Genomic DNA, 21,376 nt, shown 5'->3' with positions numbered 1-21,376 from the left:
GGCCGAACCGGAACCGACCAGAACGTCGACAGACTTCAACCCACCGCCGTGACCCCCGGTCACGGCGGTGGTGTCGTCTTGGGGGGCGGGTTACAGGGCCCGATTTCTCGCCGGCTACTGGACAGCCGCGCCTCACCGGTCAAAGGGAAGGGTCGTGTCCGTCTTCCGTCACCCCTTCCCTGCGCCTTCTCCTGACAGGGGAGCCCTTGTCGGTCGCCGCTTCCTGATCGCCAGCGCGCCGTTCGGCCCCTTTGCCCGGGATCTGGCCGCCGCAATCGAGTCCATCGGCGGTGAGGTGCGGCGCCTGATCCTCAACATGGGTGATCTGCTCGACTGGCGTCGGGGTGGGGGCCGCGTCCACCGCGAACCCTTCGAGACCTTTCGCGCGGCCCTGCCCGACTGGATCGGGGAATTCACGGACGTGATCGTGTTCGGAGACACCAGCCCCCATGCGCGGGCGGTTCTGGCCGAGGCCCGCCAGCGGGGACTGTCCACCTGGATCCTGGAGAACGGCTATTTCCGTCCGGACTGGATCACCCTGGAACGGCGCGGGGTCAATGCCGAGGGCTGCAGCCCGTCGCGCCCCGAGGCCTATGCCGATGTGGAGGCCCGAGAGCCTCGGCCGGTGCCGGTCGGGCGGATCCTGCCCTGGCACGTGATCCATATCAGCCTCTATTATTTCATCGAGCTGATGGGGCGGGTGGCGTTTCCTCGCTTTCGACCCGAGTACGATCCCCCGCCCTGGCGTCAGGCCTTTGGCCATGTCGGGCGGGCGATGAAGAGCCGCCGACTTGCAACCCGCCGGCGGATAGAGCGGCTGTTGCAGGGCGATGTGCCGTTCGCTCTGGTCTGCCTGCAGCGGGACGGGGACAGCCAGCTGGTGCGTCATTCCGCCCTGCCGACCAATGTCGCGTTTCTGGAGCGGGTGCTGGACAGCTTCGCCACACACGCCCCGCCGGACCTGCATCTGGTGGTCAAGGGGCACCCGCTGGACGCCGGTGTCGACGACATGGAGGCCCGCACGGGGAGGCTGGCCGAGGCACGCGGCGTAGGCGCCCGGGTGCACTATCTAGACGGCGGCGCCCTCGCGGACCTGTGCCGGGCCTCGACCGGGCTGGTGGTCAACAACTCCAGCGCGGCCCTGTCGGCGCTCGGGTTCGGGACGCCGGTCAAGGTTCTGGGAAAGGCCTTTTTCGACATGGAGGGGCTGACGGATCAGCAGCCCCTTGAGGCGTTCTGGATGAACCCGATCGCACCCGATCCGGATCTGTTCGCCCGGTTTCGCACCTGGGTGATCGACAACACACAGATAAACGGCGGCTTTCACGGACCGGAGGTGCGGCGCGCAACCGCGCTGGCCCTGGTCCGGAAGTTTGCGGACAATCCCGGGCCCGGGGCGTCCTGAGGTCCGGGCCTGCTCTGGAGGTGTGGCACTCCCGCCACCCTTCGGGCCCCGTCACGCGTTTGTCATATTAGTGTCGTCGGAGCTTCCGACGTGCGGCCTAGAGGGAGCCCACTTGTCATCTTTCGTCGCGATTGAGTCCCATTCCGGGCCGTTTCGTGGCGAGTCAGCGGGGATACGCCAGACATGCTGAAGAAGTTCGCCTACGGGGCCTCGGTCGCCGTACTCATGATGACCGCGGCCACCGCGGTTCATGCCCAGGAAACGACCGGCGCCCTTCGCGGCACCGTGCTCGGCGACAACGGCTCGCCGGTGGCCAACGCCACCGTCACCGTGACCCACGTGCCGTCGGGCACCCGTTCGATCACCGTCACCGGCGCCGACGGCCAGTACAACGCCCGCGGCCTGCGCGTCGGCGGCCCGTACATCGTGTCGGTCGACGCTGCCGGCCTGTCGGGCACGCGTGACGTCGCCAGCATCGGCATCGGCGACGCCTCTGTCGCGGACGTCTATGTCTCGGACGGGTCGACCGTCCTGGACGAAGTGGTCGTGGTCGGCAGCGTCGGCGGCGTGGTGCAAACCGCCATCGGCCCCAACGCCGTCTTCACCGCCGAAGACCTGCAGAACGCCCCGGCGATCAACCGCGACCTCCGCGACGTGATCGCGATCGATCCGCGCATCTATGTCGACGAAGCCTTCGTTGATGCCGTCCAGTGCGGCGGCGCCAGCCCGCGCTTCAACAGCCTGACCGTCGACGGCGTCCGCCTGAACGACAATTTCGGCCTGAACTCCTCGGGCTATCCGACCGAGCGCATGCCCTTCTCCTACGACGCCATCCAGCAGGTGGCCGTGGAACTGGCCCCGTTCGACGTCGAATACGGCAACTTCACCGCCTGTAACATCAACGCGGTGACCAAGTCGGGTGGCAACACCCTGTCGGGCGGCTTCTTCTACGACTTCAGCAACCAAGACCTGACGGGCGACTCGCTGGAAGGCAACGACATCGACCTGGGCGAGTTCGAGGAAACCCGCTGGGGCATCAATGTCGGTGGGCCGATCATCCCCGACCGCCTGTTCTTCTTCGCCGCCTATGAAAAGCTGGACGGAACCAACTTCTTCGACCGTACCCCGGCCGGCGGTGGTGGCGCCGAAGTGCAGGGCCTCTCGCAAGCCCAGTACGACGAGATCCTGGACATCGCCCAGACCGTCTATGGCTTCGACCCGGGCGGCGTTCCGGCGCCCCAGGCGAACGAAGACGAAAAACTGCTGATCAAGCTGGACTGGAACATCAACGACCAGCACCGCGCAGCCTTCACTTACAACTATAATGACGGCTTCAACATCACCGAGTCGGACGGCGATTCGAACGAGTTCGAATATTCGGGCCACCTGTACGAGCGCGGTGCCGAGCTGAACGCCTATGTCCTGCAGGTGTTCTCGGACTGGTCGGACAATTTCTCGACCGAGTTCCGCGTCTCCTATTCGACCCTCGACGCCCGGTCCATTCCGCAAGGCGGCCTGGAGGTCGGTGAAATCCAGATCACGACGCTGAACGACCACGACAACGACGGTAACGACTCGCGTGCCACCGTCTATCTGGGTGCCGACGACTCGCGTCATTCGAACGTGCTCAGCTATGAGACGACGAGCTACAAGGCGGCCGGTGCCTATACCTGGGGTGATCACCTGTTCACCTTCGGCTATGAGCGCGAAGAACTGGACGTCTTCAACCTGTTCGTCCAGCACAGCCAGGGCGAGTTCCGCTTCAACAGCATCAACGACTTCCGCAACGGCAATGCTTCGCGCGTCTATTACGGAAATGCGGCCTCGCTGGACCCGAACGATGCAGCGGCCAGCTTCGGCTACGCTAGCAACACCCTGTACGGCCAGGACGAGTGGGTCTTTTCCGACGACCTGACCCTGACCTTCGGACTGCGTTATGACTGGTACGGGTCGGATGATGAGCCGATCCGCAATGCGAACTTCGCAGCACGCAACGGCTTCGACAACACGTCGACCCTCGACGGCAAGGGTCTGCTGCAGCCGCGTTTCGGCTTCCGCTATGACTTCAGCGACAATCTGCAGTTCCGTGGTGGTTTCGGCCTCTATTCGGGCGGCAACCCCAACGTCTGGCTGTCGAACAACTATTCGAATGACGGCATCACCAACATCCAGGTCAACCGTCGCAACATCAACGTCTTCACCGGCACCAGCGGCACGCCGCTGTTTGATATCCCGGACATCCTGGTCGCGGACGTGACCTCGGGTGCCCCGAACGTCAGCGTCAACGCGCTGGACCCCGACTTCGACCTGCCGTCGGCCTGGAAGTTCGCCATCGGCGCGACCTACTGGTTCGACGCGCCGGTTCTGGGTCAGGGCCTGCGGGCCGACTTCGACCTGCTGCATTCGGAAACCCAGGACGCGGCCATCCTCAAGGATCTGACGCTGGCCCAGATCGGCACCATGGTTGACGGTCGCCCGATCTATCGCTCCATCGACCGCAGCGATCCCGACTGTGTCAATCCGTCGGCTGCTGCTTGCTCCAGCCGTGCCTTCAACCAGGACTTCCTGCTGACCAACACCGAGGGCGGCTCGCAGACCGTGGTCTCGGCCAGCCTGACCCAGTCCTATGACTGGGGCTTCGACTGGACCCTCGGCTATGCCTATACCCAGGCTGAAGACGTCAACCCGATGACCTCGTCGGTGGCCTTCTCGAACTATGCCAACGTCGCGGTGTTCGACCCGAACAACCCCGCCGTGGCCACCTCGAACTATGAGATCCCGCATCGGATCACCCTGCAACTGAACTATGAGCAGGCGTTCTTCGGTGACTACATGACGCGCTTCACCCTGTTCGGTCGCGCCAACGAGGGCCGCCCGTTCGGCTTTGCCTTCGCGGACGATGACGGTGATGTGTTCGGAGACGGAATTGACGGCCGTCACCTGCTGTACATCCCGACCGGTCCGTCGGATCCCAACGTGGTGTTCCAGCCGGGCTTCGACCAGGCCGCCTTCTTCGACTTCATCGACGAATATGGCCTGGGTGAGTTCGCCGGTTCGACCATGCCCCGCAACGCCGTCGAGACCGGCTGGTGGAGCAAGTTCGACCTGCGGATCGAACAGGAGCTGCCGGGCCTGATGGAGGGTCACCGCTCCTCGGCCTTCATGATCGTGGAGAACGTGGGCAACCTGCTGAACGACGAATGGGGTATCCTCAACGAACCCTCCTTCCCGCTCACGCAGGACGTGGTGAACGTGGACCGCAACGGTGCCGGCCAGTACGTGTTCGAGGAGTTCTTCCAGCCCGCGGGCCAGTCCCGCGTGACCGGTGCCTCGCTGTGGGCCGTGCGTGTCGGCCTGCGCTACAGCTTCTAAGCCGTAGTCACAGACTGAAGATTGAGGGCGGGCCGGAAACGGTCCGCCCTTTTTCTTTATGGGCCCTGTCGCGCGCGACGCGGGGGAGCGCTGCTTCAGCGCAGCTTGAGGGCGTATATTTCCCATAGCGCTCGCGACGCGGTCGCTCGCTGCTTGAGGGGGAAGCGGTTCATGCCTATCTGGTGCGGCCTGCCCGTATGAAGGATGATCCCCGCATGACCACCTTTCCCGTCCCGGCCGAATGGGCGCCGCACCGCGCCATGTGGGTGGGCTGGCCCAGCCATGCGGAGCTGTGGGAAGACGACCTGGAAGCCGCGCAGGCCGAAGTCGAGGCCTTGGTGCGGGCCTTGGCCGGACCCGGCCGCGAACAGGTGCGGCTCATGGTCGGCAAGGCCGAGGCGCTGGAGGCGGCGCAGGCCCGCTTCGCGGACGTGGAGGGCGTGACCGTCATCGACGGCCGGTTCGGCGACATCTGGCTGAGGGACACGGGGCCAATCTTCGGTCAGGGCTCGGCACGGGCGGCGGCCTTTCGCTTCAATGGCTGGGGCGGCAAATATGAGCTGGAGCATGACGACACGGTCGCCACCCAGATCGGCGAGGCCTCGGGCACGCCTCTCGACCGTCACGACTTTATCCTCGAGGGCGGCGCGCTGGATCACGACGGGCGCGGCACGGTGCTGACGACGCGTCAGTGCCTTTTGAACCCCAACCGCAACCCGGGCTGGACCGAGGCGGTGGCCGAGGCGGCGCTGACCGAGGCGCTGGGGGCAACGCGGGTCGTCTGGCTGGGCGACGGACTGGCCAATGACCACACGGACGGCCATGTCGACAATCTGGCCCGTTTCGTCGGCCCGGGCGTGGTCGCCTGTCCGGTTGGCTGGGGCGCGGACGATGCCAATGCCGACGTCTATGACGCCACGGCACGGGCGCTTACGGCCGAGGGCCTGACGGTCATCCGCATTCCCTCGCCCGGCCGCATCGAAAACGAGGACGGCGAGCCCATCCCCGCCAGCCACATGAATTTCCTGATCGCCAATGGCGCGGTGATCGTGCCGACCTATGGCGACGAGGCCGCCGCCGCTGCGGCCTGCGGGGCCCTGGCGACCATGTTCTCCGGTCGGCAGATCATCGCCCTTCCGTCGCTCGCCATCCTGACGGGCGGCGGATCGTTTCACTGCATTTCCCAACAGGAGCCGGCATGACCCGCTCGATTTCTGTCGCCGCCATCCAGACCGCTTATGGCGAGGATATGCAGGCCAATATCGACAAGACGATCGGCCTTGTGCGCGAGGCGGCGGGCAAGGGCGCGCAGGTGATCCTGCCCAGCGAGCTGTTTCAGGGGCCGTATTTCTGTGTGTCGCAGGAGGAGCACTGGTTCGGCACCGCGTATCCGTGGCGTGAGCACCCGTGTGTGACCGCCCTGTCGCCTGTGGCGGCCGAACTGGGCGTGGCGATCCCGGTCTCGATCTTCGAGCGCGAGGGGCCGCACTATTTCAACAGTCTGGTGATGCTGGATGCCGACGGGCGACCGCTGGGCGTCTATCGCAAGAGCCATATTCCCGACGGTCCGGGCTATCAGGAGAAATACTATTTCCGGCCGGGCGATACGGGCTTCAAGGTCTGGGACACGCGGTTCGGGCGGGTCGGGGTCGGCATCTGCTGGGACCAGTGGTACCCCGAGACGGCGCGGGCCATGATGCTGCAGGGTGCCGAGGTGCTGATGTATCCGACCGCCATCGGCTCGGAGCCCCATGACGACGAGCTGGACACGGCCGAGCCCTGGCGGCGGGCGATGCAGGGCCATGCGGTCTCCAATGTCGTGCCCGTCGTGGGCGCCAACCGCATCGGCCACGAGACGGTGACCGACAAGGGCCAGACCTTTTACGGGCATTCCTTCATCGCCAATCACCGCGGCGATCTGGTCGAGAGCCTTGGCCGGGGCGAGGAGGGGGTGCTGGTGCACAGCTTCGACCTCGATTTTCTGGATCGCCACCGGGCGGCCTGGGGCTTTTTCCGCGACCGGCGCACGGACCTGTACGGACCTCTGGTCAGTGCCCGGCCCTAGGAGCGCAGGGCCAGCCGTTCAGCCGCGCAGGCGGGGTTTTCGAGCGGGTCCTGTTGCGCCCGGTCGATCTCGGACGTGGCGCGCCCGACAAGGTCCGCATAGGCCGGATCGATGCGTGCCGCCTGCCAGACGCTGTGGCCCAGCCTCTGGCCCGCCGCGACGTCCTGGGGCCAGGCGAGCCCGCAGATCGACAGGCTGAGGCCGATTTCCTGGCCGATGCGACGCACAGGCGCGGCGCGGTCGGGGGTGAGGTCGGCCATGGCCTCGGCCCAGACGGTGGCCAGCGCCGCGCCGCCCGAGGGTGACCAGCCATGGCCGCTGTCTCCCTCCGGTAGGCGGATGCAGGCGGTGCGGTCGGTCCCGAGATCGATCGGGCGCGGACGGGCGGTTTTCAGCCTCTGCCACACCGCCTCGACATCCCGTCCCAGCCGCGTGAACAGGTCCATCACAGCGGGGGTTTCGGCCGCGCCCAGCCGGGTGCCGAGGGCGCAGTCGAAATGCTGGGGCGCGAAGGCGGGGCGCAGCTCGACATGGCGGATGGCCAGGTACCAGCGGTCCGTACCGGGCGTCTGGCCCTCACGCGCCCAGATCTGGCGGTCGGCGGCGAGATCGGCGGAGGTCGGGCCGGGAGAGGGGCGATGCGCGCCGGCAATGGCGTCGATCTGATCCAGTGTGACGAAGCCCTGAGGCGTCGAAGGGGCGGACAGAGACGGCAGGTCCGGTCGGCGCTCGGACAGGCTGCAGGCGGCGACCAGCAGCGGCATGAGCAGGAGGAGGGGCGGGCCCCACCTCCTCCGTGTCACTGGCCGGCCGTCCATGTGACGGACACCCGGGTCTGGCTCTCGTCCTCCTCGGAGGGCTCGGCCACAACCTGCAGGGTGGCGCCGCGTCCCTCGGGGTCGACAGCGGCATAGGCCTGGGCCTGGCCCTGTCTGAGGGCCGATACGGTCGACAGGCCGCCGTCACGCGCCCTGGCCTGATAGAAGTCGATCACGGCCTCGGGGCTGTCGGCGGTGGTGAAGGTGGCCGTGCCGCCGAGGTCCGTGTCGGGTGCGTCCGACGGACTGGGGACGGCCCCCGGGTAGGCGGCGGCATAGACGGGGGTGCCGGAGGGCGTGACCTCTGCGGCCGCCGCGCCACCCGCAGGTGTCGCCGGCGCTTCCGATGCGGCAATTTCGGCGTCGGCGGGCGGGGTCTCGTCTTCCGCAGCGCCCTGACCGCAGGCGGCCAGCGCCAGGCCCGCGGCAAACGCGGTCGTCACAGCAAGACGCGCGGAAATTCGGCGCGGGATCGGTTGCAATCTCATGGTCCCGTTCCTGGGTTGGGTCGCGGAATCAGCCTTCTGGCTGGAGCCGGGGGGCACGTTGGCGCAGGACGTGGGCGCCATCAAGGCCATTGTTCAGCCGGTGGAGGCGTCGGCCTCATCGCCGGACGCGCGGTCCTCGCCGGTGTTCTTGACGGGGCCGTTCCCCGGCAGGGCGGCGGGCTGTTTCGACCCGGTGGCCTCGCGGCCCATGCGGGACAGATCCGCATTGATGGCCTCGGAGTCCGGATCGATGTCCGAGCCAGAGGCCGAGCCGCCGCGCAGGGATCCTGCCCGGGTGTCGGAGCCGGAATCGCTGCCGCTCAGGGCCATGTCGAGATGGGCCTGATCCAGGCTGTCGGACAGGGCGTCGGGCGTATGGCCCAGATCGGTGCGCTCACCGACGGCACTGGCCTCACGGCCCTCGTCGGTATCGGGTGGTGTGTCGGGATCGGCCATCTGCGGTCTTGCCTCCATTACAGACGGTAAGCGCCGGCAGACGGCCAAGGTTCCGGACGGATCGGGGCCGATCAGGCCTCGAACAGCTTTTGCCAGCGGCGCTTCTCGCGGTTCTTCCAGGCGCCGCGGTGGTAGGCGTCCGAGCCGATCAGGGGCACGACGGTGGTGGCTTCGGCAAAGACCATCTGCTCGTGGGTGGTCTGGACCTTGCCCCAGCTGGCGGCCTCCTTGAGGGTCGAGGAGGAGCAGGCGCCGTCGCGGACGTCGGCGACCGTGATCTGGACCGCATAACGGTGCATCTCGGCCTCGACGCCGAGGATTTCGGCGCAGACGACCGTGTCCTGGGCGAAATTCTTGGGCACGCCGCCGCCGACCATGAACAGGCCGGTGACGCCCGCCGCGATCTTGATGTCGGTCAGTTCGCGGAAGTCGGCGATGGCGTCCAGCATCATATAGGGCTGGCCGGCTGCGGCCCGCTCCTTCTGGTGCTTGACGAGGCCGAAGCCGGCCGAGGAGTCGACGAAGGCCGGGCAGAAGATCGGCACGCCCTCTTCATAGGCGGTCTGGATCAGCGAGCCGGGCTTTTTGGCATTCCCTTCGGACAGCCACTTGCCCATTTCCCAGATGAATTCGCGCGAGGAATAGCCGCGCGGCTCGAGGCGGTTGGCGATCTCGAGGATGGTGTGATCGCAGGCCTGGAGCTCTTCCTCGTCGATATAGGTGTCGTAGATCCGGTCGATGTAGTTGTCGCGCAGGACGTTGTCGTCCACCTCGCCGGCGGCCTGGTAGTGTTTGAAGCCGAGGGCCTCGAAGAAGTCCATGTCGACGATCGAGGCGCCGGTGGCGACCACGGCGTCGATCATGCCCAGCTTCACCATGTCGCGGTAGACGTGCATGCAGCCACCGGCCGAGGTCGAACCGGCCAGGATCAGCCAGGGCGAGCAGTCCTTGTCTTCCAGCGCCATGTTGAAGATGTCGGCGGCGCGGGCCGTGTCGCGCGACGAGAAGCTCATCTTGCGCATGGAATCGATGATCGGCCGGGCGTCAAAGGACGTGATGTCGATGTGCTCGACGGTGTTCTGGAGCAGCTGGGCCTTGGTGTTCGGCGTGACGGATGCGTTCATTTCAGCGGTTTCCCTCATGATTTGAGCGCCCGTCCGCGAATAGGAAACAGCGGCCCGGACGGAGCGACGGGCCGCTGCTTATACCAGTGTCTGTGTAACCGTTCAGCGTCGGCGCTGTTTGCGCTGTCCGGCCTTGCCCTTGGGACGGCTGAAACGAACGACCTTGCGGGCCTGTTCCTCGGCCGAGGTGCGGACGGTCGGGATCGACCGCGGCGCCAGACCGTAGAGCGAGGCCATCGGGGCGTCCTCGACCATGGCGATGTCGTGCACGCCATAGCCGTTGAAGCCGGTCGACATGGCCACGCCATAGGCGCCCAGCATGCCGATCTCGATATAGTCGCCTTCGCGGATATCGGCGGGCAGGTAGAAGGGCCCGGGCATGTGGTCGATGGAATCGCAGGTCGGGCCGTAGAAGCGGAACGGCTTGAGATCCGTCGAGGCCGAGGCGTCGCGCACCAGCTTGACCGGGAAGGGCCAGCGGGAGTGGGTCGCGTCGAAAAGCGAGCCGTAGGAGCCGTCGTTCAGATACAGGGCATCGCCCTTGCGCAGTTCGACCTGGCACAGGATGGAGCTGGACTCGGCGACCAGCGCCCGGCCGGGTTCACACCACAGCTCGGTGGTCTCCGAGACGGGCATTTCATTGAAGCCGCGATGGATGGCGTCGGCATATTCCTGCATGTCCGGCGGGACCATGCCCGGATAGACCGAGGGGAAGCCACCGCCGACATCGACGATGTCGACGAACACGCCGGCGCGGCTGATCGAGCGGCCAACCTGGGCCATGGCGGCCTCATAGGCGGACGGACGCATGCACTGCGAGCCGACGTGGAACGACACGCCCATCAGGCCGTCCTTGACCGCCTGGCGCACGGCCAGCAGCAGGGCGGGAGCCTGATCCGGCGAGACGCCGAACTTGCCCGACAGGGTATAGGCCGCGCCATCGGCCGAGACGGCCATGCGCACGATCAGATTGAGGTCGGCGGCCTGACCGGTGGCGTCCAGGATCTTGTGCAGCTCCTCGACGCAATCCAGCGAGAAGGTGCGGACTCCATGGTCGAAATAGGCGCGCGTAATCGCCGCCCGGCTCTTGACCGGGTGCATGAAGGCCAGACGTGCCGAAGGGCTGACCGAACGGACCAGTTCGATCTCGGCGAGGGAGGCGACATCAAAGGCAGTGACGCCCGCCTCGACCAGGGTCTCGACGACCCAACGCGACGGATTGGCCTTCACCGCATAGAAGACGTCGGCTTTCAGATTGTCCTGGAACCAGCGCGCCGCTACGGAAACTGAACGCGGCCGCACGAGGGCGACGGGACGTTCAGGGGACCGCTCACGGACCAGGTCCAGGGGAATTTGGTACGTGCGCAATTCACGTAACCCCCTGTAAATTGTTAACCCAGACCGGCGTTAGCGGCGCAAGCATGGGACCTACGGGGTCCGCCGGAACCCGCGATATGGGGAAAAGCCCCTGTCATGTAAAGCGGTAATTTCGTGTCCGTTCCATGCGCACCGCTTGCGGGGGCGGGCCTGACGCCGCATTCAGGGGCGCAAAGACCGGTACGGGGGCGCGGCCACAGATGATCATGACGCCGGACATGCTGCGCGATTTTCTGCGGGGGCTGGGGATCGCGGCGATCGCCGGGGGGGTGCTGGCGGTCAGCGGCGCCTTCAGCGGCCCGGGTCTGCCGCTTGTCGACCGGCTTCTGTACTGGGTGCCGCTGATGGTGGCCGGCGGACTGTGGGGGCAGGTTTGTTCGATGCTTGTCGACCGGTTCGTCAATCTGGATGACCGGCCCTGGCTGATGGCGGCCGCGCTTACGGGGCTGATGTTCGTCCCGATCCTGCTGATGGTGTGGCTGGCGACCGGCCTGTTCTTCGACAACCGCATCTATCCGTTGTCGGCCATGGCGCAGATGGCGGTGCCGGTGCTGGTGGTCACAGGCACCATGAGCGCCATCAATGTGTTCGTGACCAAGGCCCAGACGGTCCAGACCCACGAGGCCCCGCCCGGCCAGGCGCCGTCCCGCTTTCTGGATCGCCTGCCGCCGAAGCTGAAGGGGGCGCGGCTGATCGCGGTGCAGTCCGAGGACCACTATCTGCGGCTGCACACCGACCGGGGATCGGACCTGATCCTGATGCGGCTGGCCGATGCCCTGGCCGAGCTGGAGGGGCTGGAGGGCGCCCAGACGCACCGCAGCTGGTGGGTGGCCCGCGATGCCGTGCGCGACGTGACCCGCGGCGACGGGCGCGCTGTCCTGACACTGGACGGCGGGCTGACGGTGCCGGTCAGCCGCCGCCATGCCCGGGCCCTGCGCGCCGCCGGCTGGTACTGATTAATCGAGAGCCTGATTCACGGCATCGGTGGAATCGCGAAGCGATTCCACCTCAACCGACCAGGGCTCTAGTCCGCCCAGATGCCGTGGAAGCCGGCCGGCAGGGCCGTGTGCGAGCGCCAGCTGGCCACGGGGCCGTCCGACAGCCGGGCCATGTCCAGCACATGCAGTTCGGTGGTGCGGGTCTTGAGGTTGATGGTCGGGCCGACCAGCCAGGCGGAATCCTCGGCGGTCTGACCGGGCTTGGGCACCACGACCATTTCCTCGACCACATGATCGGGGCCAAAGTCGTACTGGTGCGCCTGACCGGTCGACCAGTCGTGCAGGCCGATGGCGGTGGCGAAGGGCCGGTCGGGCGCCTCGCCCGCCGTATGCAGGCTGAAGCGGCGGGACAGGCCGGCGCGGCGCGGGTCGCTGCGCGGGAATTCAGCCACCACAGAGGTGCGCTCCAGCCGGGCAGACCCATCCGGCGACAGGACGGCCAGCGCCAGCCGTGCGGGCTCTCCGCCCAGGGGGACGCCATTCAGGATCTCGGTCGCGCCGGTCGCGGCAAAGCGCATGTCGGCATGGGCGCAGACGTCGAAGCGGATGGTGCCGTCGGCTTCCTCCCAGGCGTCGCCCAGATGGAAGAAGCCGAAGTCGGGCAGGTCGAACAGGCGGCGGCTGTCGAGGTTGTCCTTGTCCAGCACCAGCACCTGGGTGCCGGTTCCGGCCTGCCAGTCGAAGGCGGCCGAGAAGGGCATGGTCTGGCGCACCTGCACCCAGGGCTGGAGTACGATCACCAGATGCCGGGCCGTGGCCGTGAAGTCATGGACATAGGCGGCGCGAGGCAAGCGGACCACGCGGGCGTCCTCGAGTGCCCCGTCGGCGGCCAGGCGCCAGACGATGGCCTGGGCCCCGTTCATGCCCAGATTCCAGATGCGGCCGTCCGGCTCGACCCGGGGGTGGGCGAGGAAGGGCATGCCCTTCAGGTCGTCGCGCAGGGTGACAAAGCCCTTGGTCTCCAGCGTGTCGGCATTCAGGGCCATGGGTGAGCCCGCTTCCCACAGGGCCCAGACATCGTCGCCGACCTTGAGCACCGAGGTGTTGGCGGCATTGGCGTCGTCGTTCGATCCGATCTCGGCGCGCGGGTCGGAGGGGGTGCCGAAGCCGGGCATGACCATGGCGTCCAGCCGGGTTTCCTGACGGCGCTTAGGCGTATCGGCAAAGCGGGCGGCGAGCGTGGCCTCTCCGTCCGAGACGCTGAACTTGCGGATCAGGCCGTCGCCGTCGAACCAGTGCTCGGCCGAGCCGCCGGGGCGGCGGAATTTGGCCGGGCCGTTGCGATAGAGGGCGCCTTCCAGCCCCGCCGGAGCCCGGCCGTGGATCCGCGTCAGCCGGTGCGGGGCGATGTCGCCCTCGACGTCACGGGTGGCCAGTCCCCAGTCGGTGGTGAGGGCATCCTGTGCGGTCAGCAGGCGTGCGGCCTCGGCCACATCGGGGGTGATGACGGTGCTGCCCATGGCGGCGGCACCCAGCAGGAAGGATCGACGGGACGGGATCATGGCGGGGCTCCGGGTTTCAGGGGGTGCGGATCAGCGCAGGCTGATGGTCTGGACGACGGCGCCGTTCACATTGAAGCGGGCGCGCTCCCAGCTGGCGGGGCCCATATTGCCGAGGGCACTGTTGGAGAAGGCATAGGGCTCGATCGGCATGCCGAACGGATTGAAGTTCATCTCGCCGTCGCCGTTCAGGTCATGGAACGACTTCATGCCGTAGGAGCCGGGGGCCAGGCCGTCGAAGGTCACGGCCACCGGGCTGGCGCTGGCGGCGACCGTCATGGAGGCGACGGGCCGGTCACTGTCGTAGCCGGCCTTGGAGCTGAACAGGACGACCATGACCGAGCCGGTGCGGGCACCGGTTTCAAACTCGAAGGTGACGCTGGAATCCTGGGCGAGGGCGGGGGTGACGGCGACGGTGCCGAGGGCGGCGACGGCGGCGGCGATCAGGGCGATACGGGTCTTCATGGCGGTCTCTCCGGTCAGGGGACGGGGCGGTGCGCCCTGTCGATGACCAGACCCTGAGCCGGGCCGTCCGGTGCCGCCACCGCGCTTACGGAAAGCGCCGCGCGGCCTTCGCCAACGGACAGGTCAAAACCGCGCACGGCGGTTGGCGATACGCGAATGGACAGGCTGTTTCCGGCGGGATGCCGTCAGTCGTCCTCGATGCGGTCGATGTCGTCGTCGGTGAGGCCGAAGTGATGGCCGATCTCGTGGATCAGCACATGGGCGATCAGGTCGGTGAGGCCGACATCGCCACGCTCGCACCACTCATCGAGAATGGGCCGCCGGTAAAGGAAGATGCGCGAGGGCTCGGCCGCCGGTCCCATTTCGTCGCGCCGCCCGACATCGACGCCGAAATAGAGGCCGGTCAGCTCGAAGGGTTCCTCCATGCCCAGCGCCTCGAGCGTTTCGGCATCGGCGAAGTCATCGACCCGGAGGACGACGTCCTGAGACAGGCCGCGAAACGGCTCGGGCAGGGCATCGAGGGCCGCGCGCGCCACGGTGGCGAAATCGTCCAGCGAGGGGGCGACGGGATTGTCGCTCCACGGCCGGTTCGGGGGAGATTTGGCAGCGGACAGGGGGTGGTCTCCGGACCGCGCGGGCATGGCGGTGCAAGCGCGCCATCTTGGGGTATGGTGAACGGGCGAATCAAGCCGCCGGGTCGGGTCTTTGGCGGATGGAGGAATGGCAAGCGTGATCGCCGGTGCGGACATCGCCTATGTGGCCACCGTGGGGGCTGCCGGTCTGGCGCTGGCGGTCAGTGCCTGGGCGTGGCGTCTGGATGCCCGCGCCCGTCGCAGCGAAGCCGCGCTGGAAGCCGAGCTTGAGACCCACGCCGATCTGATCGCCACCCGTGATGCCTGTCTGGCGCTGATGCGCGAGGTCCGGGTCCAGATTCTGGGCGACGCCGACGGCGAACTGCGGGCCGGTCAGGTTTTCGGGGATCCCGACCTGATCGCGACCCTGACGCAGGCCGATCAGGCCGCCGGCGATGTGCTGATCGCCCGGGTGCGGGACGCCGATGCGGCCCGGCTGAAGGCGCTGGTCCAGTCAGGGGTCGCCTTTGATCTGGCGCTTCAGACCGATGAGGGCGTGTGGCGGATCGAGGGCCGGGCCCTGGCCGGCTCGGCCTGGCTGCGCTTTACCGATGCCGAGATTTCCGCCGGGCTCGGCGCAGGCGACAGTGCGGCCGGCCTGCTGGCCGATGCCTCGCCGGTGCCGACCTGGGTGGTGGACTCGACCGGCCGTCTGGCCTGGGCCAACCGCGCCTGGCTGGCGGCGGTCAAGGCGGGCAGTCTGGAAGACGCCCTGCAACGCCAGCTGACCTTTGACCGGGGGGCCGAGGCGATCGTCGCCGACGCCCTGCGCCAAGGCACGCGGCAGGAGGGCTTCCGCTGGACCGCCACCGACGGGCGGCGCAAGGCCTGGCGTATTCTGGCCGAACCCAGCGTAGGCGGCGGGGCGGTGACCGCCTTTGCCATCGAGATGACGGAGGCCGAGGAAACGCGCGATACCCTGCGCCGCCACGTCGAGGCCCATGACGAGACGCTGAACCATCTGGCCGATGCGGTCGCCATCTTCGGCCCGTCCAAGCGGCTGGCGTTCCACAACACGGCCTTCCAGACGCTGTTCGACCTGGACCCCGCATGGCTGGACGAGCGGCCGACCCATGCGGAGCTGCTGGACCGGTTGCGGCAGCGCCGGCTGCTGCCCGAGGTGATCGACTATGCCGGCTGGCGGGCGCGCGAGCTGGAGTTCTACGGGGCGACCCAGGCGACGCCCGACGACAGCTGGTCGCTGCCCGACGGACGAACGCTGCGCGTGGTGCGCCAGCCGCACCCGCTGGGCGGCATATTGCTGATCTTCTCGGACATCACCGATGAGCTGAACCTGCGCAGCCGCTTCAACGGCCAGATCCAGGTGCAGCGGGCGACGCTGGACAAGCTGAACGATGCGGTGGCGGTGTTCGGCTCGGACGGGCGGCTGCGGCTGCACAATGAGGCGTTTTCGACCTTCTGGGGGCCGTCGCCGCATCGCTTCGACCCGCAGGCCGATTTCGAGACGGTGGCCGAGACCTGTCGCAAGGTGTTGCCCGATGCCGGGCTGTGGCTGGGGCTGAAGGCGCGGGTCGCCGATCCCGATCCCGAGAGCCGGGTGGCCGTGTCGGGTGAGGGTCGGACGGTCGACGGCCGCATTGCCGCCTGGCAGACGCGGCCGCTGCCGGACGGGGCGACGCTGGTGGCCTTTTCCGATGTGACGGCCCAGCGGGCGCTGGAGCAGGCACTGGCCGAGCGCGAGGCGGCGCTGGCCGAGAGTCAGGCGCTGAAGCGCGAGTTCGTCGGCAGCGTCTCGTACGAACTGCGGACACCGCTGACGACCATCGTCGGCTATTCCGAACTGCTGGAGGCCTCGGGCGAACTGCCGGAGCGTAGCCGCCAGCATGCGGGGGCCATCCGCATCGCCGCGACCCAGCTGGCGCGCTCGATCGACGATGTGCTGGACATGGCCCAGATAGACGCCGGCGAAATGGACCTGTCGATCCAGCCGATCCGTCTGGCCGATCTGCTGGGGGAGGCCGCCGAGGCGGTGCGGGCCCGGATCGAGGGGCGCGGGGCGCGGCTGACGGTCAGCATTCCGCGCGGCATCGGCGAGATCGAGGCGGACCGCACCCGCGTGGCCCAGGCGCTGGATCACCTGCTGGACAATGCCGCCCGGGCGGTGTCCGAAGGCGGGCTGGTGACGCTGGAGGCCGTGGCCGGCGAGAACGAGGTCCGCCTGCGCGTTTCCGACACCGGGCGCGGCATTCCCTATCACCTGCAGCCGCATGTATTCGACCGGTTCGTGCGGCGCGAGCGGGGGGGGCCGGGCGTGGGTCTGGCCCTGACCAAGGCGCTGGTCGAACTGCACGGCGGCTGGGCCGAGGTCGAGAGCGTGCCGGGCGAGGGGGCGACCTTCAGCCTGCACCTGCCCCGGATGGCAGCGGCGGCCCCGGCCGACGGTCTGGAACGCTTTGACACGGCGGGCCCGGCTCACTAACCCGTCGCGGCATCGCTGCCGAGGGAAAGACCATGGCCAGACCGCTGCTGAAGACCGCCCTGATCTATGATTTCGACGGCACCCTTGCCCGCGGAAACATGCAGGAGGTCAGCTTCATCCCCTCGGTCGGGATGGAGAAGGGCGCCTTCTGGGAAGAGGCCGAGACCCTGACCCGCCAGGCCGACGGCGACGGCATCCTGATGTATATGCAGCTGATGCTGCAGCGGGCGCGCGAGAACGATGCGCCGATCACCAGGCGGACGCTGCGCGACCACGGCCATGATGTGAAGCTGTTCGACGGCTTGAAGACCGACCTCACCGGGCCCGGCTGGTTCGACCGGATGAACGCCTTTGGCCGTCACTACGGGCTGGATATCGAGCACTATATCGTCTCGGCCGGGCTGGAAGAGATGATCGACGGCTGTCCGATCCGCGACGCCTTCCGCCACGTGTTCGCGTCGAAATTCGTCTATGATGAGCACGGGGTCGCCGTCTGGCCGGCCGTCGGCGTCAACTACACGACCAAGACCCAGTATCTGTTCCGGATCAACAAGGGCGTGCTCAACCACTATGAGCATGACCGCATCAACCGCTTCATCCCGGATGCCGAGCGGCCGGTGCCGTTCGAGCGGATGATCTTCCTCGGCGACGGCGACACCGATGTGCCGACCATGAAGATGATGCACACCAAGGGCGGCTTTTCGATCGCCGTCTATGACCCGCGCAACAGCGAGCGTGACCAGCAGAAGATCTATTCCCTGATCAGCGAGGACCGGGTGAATTTCGTGGCGGCGGCGGACTATCGCGAGGGCTCGCCGCTGGACCTGATCGTCAAGGGACTGGTGGGCCGGATCGCCGTCAACGCCGGAACCATGCCGGCGGGCTGAGGGTCTGCATCCAATTGCGGCCCTGGCGGCGACTAGAAGACGAAGGGTGCGCGGGCGGTGGTCGTCCCGGCCCGGTTCGTGGAGAGTCGCCCATGTGGAACACCCCCTTTGTGCGTGCCGTGGCCGTCTGTATCGGCGCGCTGGCGCTGACGGTGACGGCGGCGCCGGTCCGGGCCCAGGAGGCGGTGGCGGAGGCCGCCATCGAGGTGACGGCGGTGCCCGGCATTCCGCATGCGCAGGTCTGGCGGCTGGCGGGAGACGAGGCGCGGCCGGTGGTCGTGATCCTGCACGGCGCCGATGGGGGCGATGAGGCGGGTCGGGTGATGGGGCCGATGCTGGCACGTCTGGGCTATGCGGCGGTCGGCCTGCCCTATTATTCGCCGGACTGGGGCGACTATGGACCGCCGCCGCAGTTCCCCGATCTGCCCGGCAGCTTCCTCGACATCCGCGTCGACCAGCTGGCTGATCTGCGTCAGGCCCTGGGGACCATGCCGGGCGTCGATGTCGAGCGGTTCGCCCTGTTCGGTGGATCCAAGGGGTCGGAGTTCGCCCTGATCGCCGCCAGCCGCTATGCGTGGATCGACGCCGTGGTCGCCTATACCCCGTCAGACGTGGTCTGGGAGGGCTGGGGGCTGGAGGTCATCGAGGCCGAGGGCACGCGCTCGTCCTTCTCGTTCGCCGGCGAGGCCCTGCCCTTCATGCCGTACCGGGGCTTTGTCGACGGGCTGCTGGCGGGGGATGCGGCGGACCTGCGGGCCATCCACGAGAACGGCCGGGCCGATCATCCGGAGCGCGAGGCCGCGGCCCGCATCCCGGTCGAGGCCTATGCCGGGCCGGTGCTGCTGATCGCCGGTGAGCAGGACGCCCAGTGGAATTCGGCCCGTCAGGCCCGGAACATCGTGGCGGCGCGCGAGGCGGCGGGTGTGGAGACCGAGGCGCTGATCTATACCGAGGCTGGCCATGACCTGATCGGCGACGGCGGCCCGCGTGACGCGCACAAAAGCGGCGGCACGCCCGAGGCCAATGCCGCCGCCCGGGCCGAGGCCTGGCCGCAAGTGGTGGCCTTCCTCGCCCGGCATCTGCAGCCGTAAGGGATCAGCGGCCGCCGGCGCGGTGCCAGGCGTCGCGGACGGCGATCAGGCGGGACGGCACCAGACCGCGCAGGGTGGCGCCCTCGCCGGTGCGTTTCAGGCCAGCCTCCATGCCCTTTTGCCAGACGATCTGGACGGGGGTGGCGATGCCGGTCGGCAGGTCGACGATGAAGGCCGTGCGCGGCAGGCTGACCGAGCGGTCCAGCCGGATGCGCAGGCCCGAGCGCGACTGGTCGATCAGCCGGCAGGTTTGCTCGACCGCCGGGGCGACCATCAGGGCGCGACCGTCGATCGGGCTGCGGGGTTCAAGGCGACGCTCGATACTCATCCGGCGATAGAGCCCGGTATACGGTTTCGATCCAGTTTAACGGTGACATCGGCCGTCACACCGCCCGCCAGCATGCGCCGGGTGATGCGCTCGAAATACTGGATGAAGTCGGCCAGACGCGCGCGCTCTGCGTCGGGCAGGTCGGCGGGGGCAATGCCCAGCAGGTCGGCTTCCTGCTGGCAGCGCCAGTCCAGCACGACGTCGAACGACGGGGCCTGAAGGAACAGGATCGCATCCAGGCTGTCGGCAAAGGCCCGGTAGGGTCCGGCGATCTGCTCATGGATGGCGGCCCGCCAGCGTCCGTCGGCATCGCGGGTCTGTTCCAGGGCATTGACGGGCCGGGCCAGCGCCGCCGTGTCCTCGGCCACGACGCCCAGACACCAGGCGTCGATCAGTATGGCCGAGGGCCGCCCGCGAAACGGCCGCCAGCGATCCCTGGGCAGGCGGTCATCGCCACGCTTGTCGAAGTCGGGCAGCCAGGTGGTGTCGTCGGGTCCGGCCGCCGCCAGCTGGTCCATGATGTCCGACAGCAGGCCCAGATCATGGGTGCCTGGCGGGCCACGCATGACGAACAGGGGGTGGGCGTCGCGGGCCACGGCCTCGCGCTCGGCCCGGGTCAGATAGACATCGTCGATGGAGATCTGGGCCGCGCCGAAGGCGTGGGCGGCGGCGCGGGCCAGGGTGGTCTTGCCCGAGCCCTGTGCGCCGACGATGGCGATGCGGGCGGGGCGTCCGGCGGGGGCCGCCTCGATCAGCCGTCCGACGAGGGCGAGAAGGTCCGGCGCGATCCGGGGACCGGACACCTCAGTGCTGGTTTTCGGGCAGGCGCACGATCAGCCCGTCCAGATCGTCCGATACCCGGATCTGGCACGACAGGCGCGAGTTCGGCTCGACGTTTTCGGCGAAGTCGAGCATCGACTCCTCCATGGCGCTGGCCCGGCCCGTCTCGGCGGCAAAGGCCTCATCGACATAGACGTGACAGGTGGCGCAGGCGCAGGCCCCGCCGCAGTCGGCGTCGATGCCCGGGACATTGTTGCGGATCGCGCCTTCCATGACGCTGAGGCCGTTCTTGACCTCCACGACATGCTCGGTGCCGTCATGCTCGATATAGGTGATCTTCGCCATCAGGCCTCGGCCTTGGCCTTCTTGCGACCGGGGGCGACCATCAGCTTCTTGGTTTCGGCGATGGCCTTGGCCGGGTTCAGGCCCTTCGGACACACCTGGGCGCAGTTCATGATGGTGTGGCAGCGATAGAGCTTGAACGGGTCCTCGAGGTCGTCGAGGCGCTTGTCAGTCGCGTCATCGCGGCTGTCGGCGATCCAGCGGTAGGACTGCAGCAGGGCGGCCGGGCCGAGGTATTCGGTCTGGTTCCACCAGTAGCTGGGGCAGGAGGTCGAGCAGCAGGCGCAGAGAATGCACTCGTACAGGCCGTCCAGCTTTTCACGATCCGCCGGTGTCTGCAGGCGCTCGGTGGTCGGGTCCGGCTCGTCGGACTGGAGGTAGGGCTGGATCGAGTCGTACTGGGCGTAGAACAGGGTCAGGTCGGTGACCAGATCCTTGACCACGGGCTGGTGCGGCAGCGGCGCGATCGAGATGTTCGACGAGGAGCATTCGTCCCAGCCCTTGGTGCAGGCCAGGGTGTTACGCCCGTCGATGTTCATCGAGCACGAGCCGCAGATGCCCTCGCGGCACGAGCGGCGGAAGGCCAGCGTCGGGTCGATGGTGTTCTTGATGTGGATCAGGGCGTCCAGCAGCATCGGGCCGTGGTCGTCGGTCGAGACCTCAAACACGTCCCAGCGCGGATTGGCATCCACCTCGGGGTCATAGCGATAGACCTTGTAGGTCTTGACGTTCTTCGCCCCCTTGGGGGCCTTGTGCACCTTGCCCCGCTTGGGCTGGGACGCACGGGGGAGGGAAAGTTCAGCCATGGC

At 67.8% G+C, this 21,376-nt stretch carries 20 protein-coding genes; 8 read left to right on the top strand and 12 right to left on the bottom strand.

What is annotated here, in order from left to right; all coding sequences use genetic code 11:
• Positions 1-154 precede the first annotated feature (154 nt).
• The 4 genes from V7672_RS12700 to aguB all read left to right on the top strand — a co-directional run bounded on the left by V7672_RS12700 (position 155) and on the right by aguB (position 6,842).
• The gene (locus V7672_RS12700) at positions 155-1,405 is read left to right on the top strand and encodes a capsular biosynthesis protein (RefSeq protein ID WP_335624965.1); all 1,251 of its coding nucleotides are present in this window, start codon (positions 155-157) and stop codon (positions 1,403-1,405) included.
• 183 nt (positions 1,406-1,588) lie between these two features.
• Positions 1,589-4,777 carry a TonB-dependent receptor gene (locus V7672_RS12695; protein WP_335624964.1) on the top strand — a complete coding sequence of 1,063 codons (3,189 nt, stop codon included), beginning with the start codon at positions 1,589-1,591 and terminating at the stop codon, positions 4,775-4,777.
• A gap of 215 nt (positions 4,778-4,992) precedes the next feature.
• A complete protein-coding gene (locus tag V7672_RS12690; RefSeq protein WP_335624963.1) occupies positions 4,993-5,979 on the top strand; it encodes an agmatine deiminase family protein in 987 nt (328 codons plus the stop codon).
• Complete coding sequence (gene aguB, locus V7672_RS12685; protein ID WP_335624962.1) at positions 5,976-6,842, top strand: N-carbamoylputrescine amidase; 867 nt, start codon at positions 5,976-5,978, stop codon at positions 6,840-6,842. Before V7672_RS12690 ends, aguB begins: the two co-directional genes overlap by 4 nt.
• Here the strand turns inward: aguB and V7672_RS12680 are convergent.
• The 5 genes from V7672_RS12680 to V7672_RS12660 all read right to left on the bottom strand — a co-directional run bounded on the left by V7672_RS12680 (position 6,839) and on the right by V7672_RS12660 (position 11,096).
• Positions 6,839-7,606 (bottom strand): PA-phosphatase, encoded by a 768-nt coding sequence (locus V7672_RS12680; protein ID WP_335624961.1) that lies wholly within the window; start codon positions 7,604-7,606, stop codon positions 6,839-6,841. The two genes, aguB and V7672_RS12680, sit on opposite strands and share 4 nt — an antisense overlap.
• A gap of 35 nt (positions 7,607-7,641) precedes the next feature.
• Complete coding sequence (locus V7672_RS12675; RefSeq protein WP_335624960.1) at positions 7,642-8,148, bottom strand: hypothetical protein; 507 nt, start codon at positions 8,146-8,148, stop codon at positions 7,642-7,644.
• Between the two features lie 93 nt (positions 8,149-8,241).
• The gene (locus V7672_RS12670) at positions 8,242-8,604 is read right to left on the bottom strand and encodes a ribonuclease (protein ID WP_335624959.1); all 363 of its coding nucleotides are present in this window, start codon (positions 8,602-8,604) and stop codon (positions 8,242-8,244) included.
• A 71-nt stretch (positions 8,605-8,675) separates the two neighbouring features.
• A complete protein-coding gene (locus V7672_RS12665; RefSeq protein WP_335624958.1) occupies positions 8,676-9,728 on the bottom strand; it encodes a 1,9-bis(guanidino)-5-aza-nonane synthase in 1,053 nt (350 codons plus the stop codon).
• Positions 9,729-9,830: 102 nt separating this feature from the next.
• Complete coding sequence (locus V7672_RS12660; protein ID WP_335624957.1) at positions 9,831-11,096, bottom strand: type III PLP-dependent enzyme; 1,266 nt, start codon at positions 11,094-11,096, stop codon at positions 9,831-9,833.
• A 209-nt stretch (positions 11,097-11,305) separates the two neighbouring features.
• On the opposite strand from V7672_RS12660, the gene V7672_RS12655 reads away from it, so the two are divergent.
• Complete coding sequence (locus tag V7672_RS12655; RefSeq protein ID WP_335624956.1) at positions 11,306-12,061, top strand: LytTR family DNA-binding domain-containing protein; 756 nt, start codon at positions 11,306-11,308, stop codon at positions 12,059-12,061.
• A 68-nt stretch (positions 12,062-12,129) separates the two neighbouring features.
• Here the strand turns inward: V7672_RS12655 and V7672_RS12650 are convergent, their stop codons facing one another.
• From V7672_RS12650 to V7672_RS12640, 3 genes are all read right to left on the bottom strand, one after another.
• On the bottom strand, positions 12,130-13,605 hold the full coding sequence (locus tag V7672_RS12650; protein ID WP_335624955.1) for a carotenoid oxygenase family protein: 1,476 nt from the start codon (positions 13,603-13,605) through the stop codon (positions 12,130-12,132).
• 30 nt (positions 13,606-13,635) lie between these two features.
• Positions 13,636-14,067: a DUF2141 domain-containing protein gene (locus V7672_RS12645; RefSeq protein ID WP_335624954.1), complete on the bottom strand. Its 432-nt coding sequence runs from the start codon at positions 14,065-14,067 to the stop codon at positions 13,636-13,638.
• Positions 14,068-14,252: 185 nt separating this feature from the next.
• Positions 14,253-14,708 (bottom strand): metallopeptidase family protein, encoded by a 456-nt coding sequence (locus tag V7672_RS12640; protein WP_335624953.1) that lies wholly within the window; start codon positions 14,706-14,708, stop codon positions 14,253-14,255.
• A gap of 79 nt (positions 14,709-14,787) precedes the next feature.
• Here V7672_RS12640 and V7672_RS12635 point away from each other — a divergent pair, with 79 nt between their 5' ends.
• The 3 genes from V7672_RS12635 (at position 14,788) to V7672_RS12625 (ending at position 19,117) form a co-directional block, all read left to right on the top strand.
• The gene (locus V7672_RS12635) at positions 14,788-17,139 is read left to right on the top strand and encodes a sensor histidine kinase (protein WP_335624952.1); all 2,352 of its coding nucleotides are present in this window, start codon (positions 14,788-14,790) and stop codon (positions 17,137-17,139) included.
• 32 nt (positions 17,140-17,171) lie between these two features.
• The gene (locus V7672_RS12630) at positions 17,172-18,026 is read left to right on the top strand and encodes a haloacid dehalogenase-like hydrolase (RefSeq protein ID WP_335624951.1); all 855 of its coding nucleotides are present in this window, start codon (positions 17,172-17,174) and stop codon (positions 18,024-18,026) included.
• 92 nt (positions 18,027-18,118) lie between these two features.
• Complete coding sequence (locus V7672_RS12625) at positions 18,119-19,117, top strand: alpha/beta hydrolase family protein (protein ID WP_335624950.1); 999 nt, start codon at positions 18,119-18,121, stop codon at positions 19,115-19,117.
• Positions 19,118-19,121: 4 nt separating this feature from the next.
• Here V7672_RS12625 and V7672_RS12620 read toward each other — a convergent pair whose 3' ends face one another.
• Genes V7672_RS12620 through V7672_RS12605 form a run of 4 tightly spaced genes read right to left on the bottom strand, consistent with a single transcriptional unit; the run spans position 19,122 to position 21,373 of the window.
• Positions 19,122-19,445, bottom strand: a complete 324-nt coding sequence (locus tag V7672_RS12620) for a PilZ domain-containing protein (protein WP_335624949.1) — start codon at positions 19,443-19,445, stop codon at positions 19,122-19,124.
• Positions 19,442-20,248, bottom strand: a complete 807-nt coding sequence (locus tag V7672_RS12615) for a kinase (RefSeq protein ID WP_335624948.1) — start codon at positions 20,246-20,248, stop codon at positions 19,442-19,444. The genes V7672_RS12620 and V7672_RS12615 overlap by 4 nt, the downstream gene beginning before the upstream one ends.
• A 1-nt stretch (position 20,249) precedes the next feature.
• Positions 20,250-20,570, bottom strand: coding sequence for a 2Fe-2S iron-sulfur cluster-binding protein (locus V7672_RS12610; RefSeq protein WP_305487267.1), 321 nt, complete (start codon positions 20,568-20,570; stop codon positions 20,250-20,252).
• On the bottom strand, positions 20,570-21,373 hold the full coding sequence (locus tag V7672_RS12605; RefSeq protein ID WP_335624947.1) for a succinate dehydrogenase iron-sulfur subunit: 804 nt from the start codon (positions 21,371-21,373) through the stop codon (positions 20,570-20,572). Before V7672_RS12605 ends, V7672_RS12610 begins: the two co-directional genes overlap by 1 nt.
• Positions 21,374-21,376: the final 3 nt, after the last annotated feature.

Origin of the sequence: Brevundimonas sp. (assembly GCF_036963785.1) — a bacterium.
Lineage (GTDB): Bacteria > Pseudomonadota > Alphaproteobacteria > Caulobacterales > Caulobacteraceae > Brevundimonas.
This window is presented reverse-complemented; position numbering and strand designations above follow the sequence as displayed.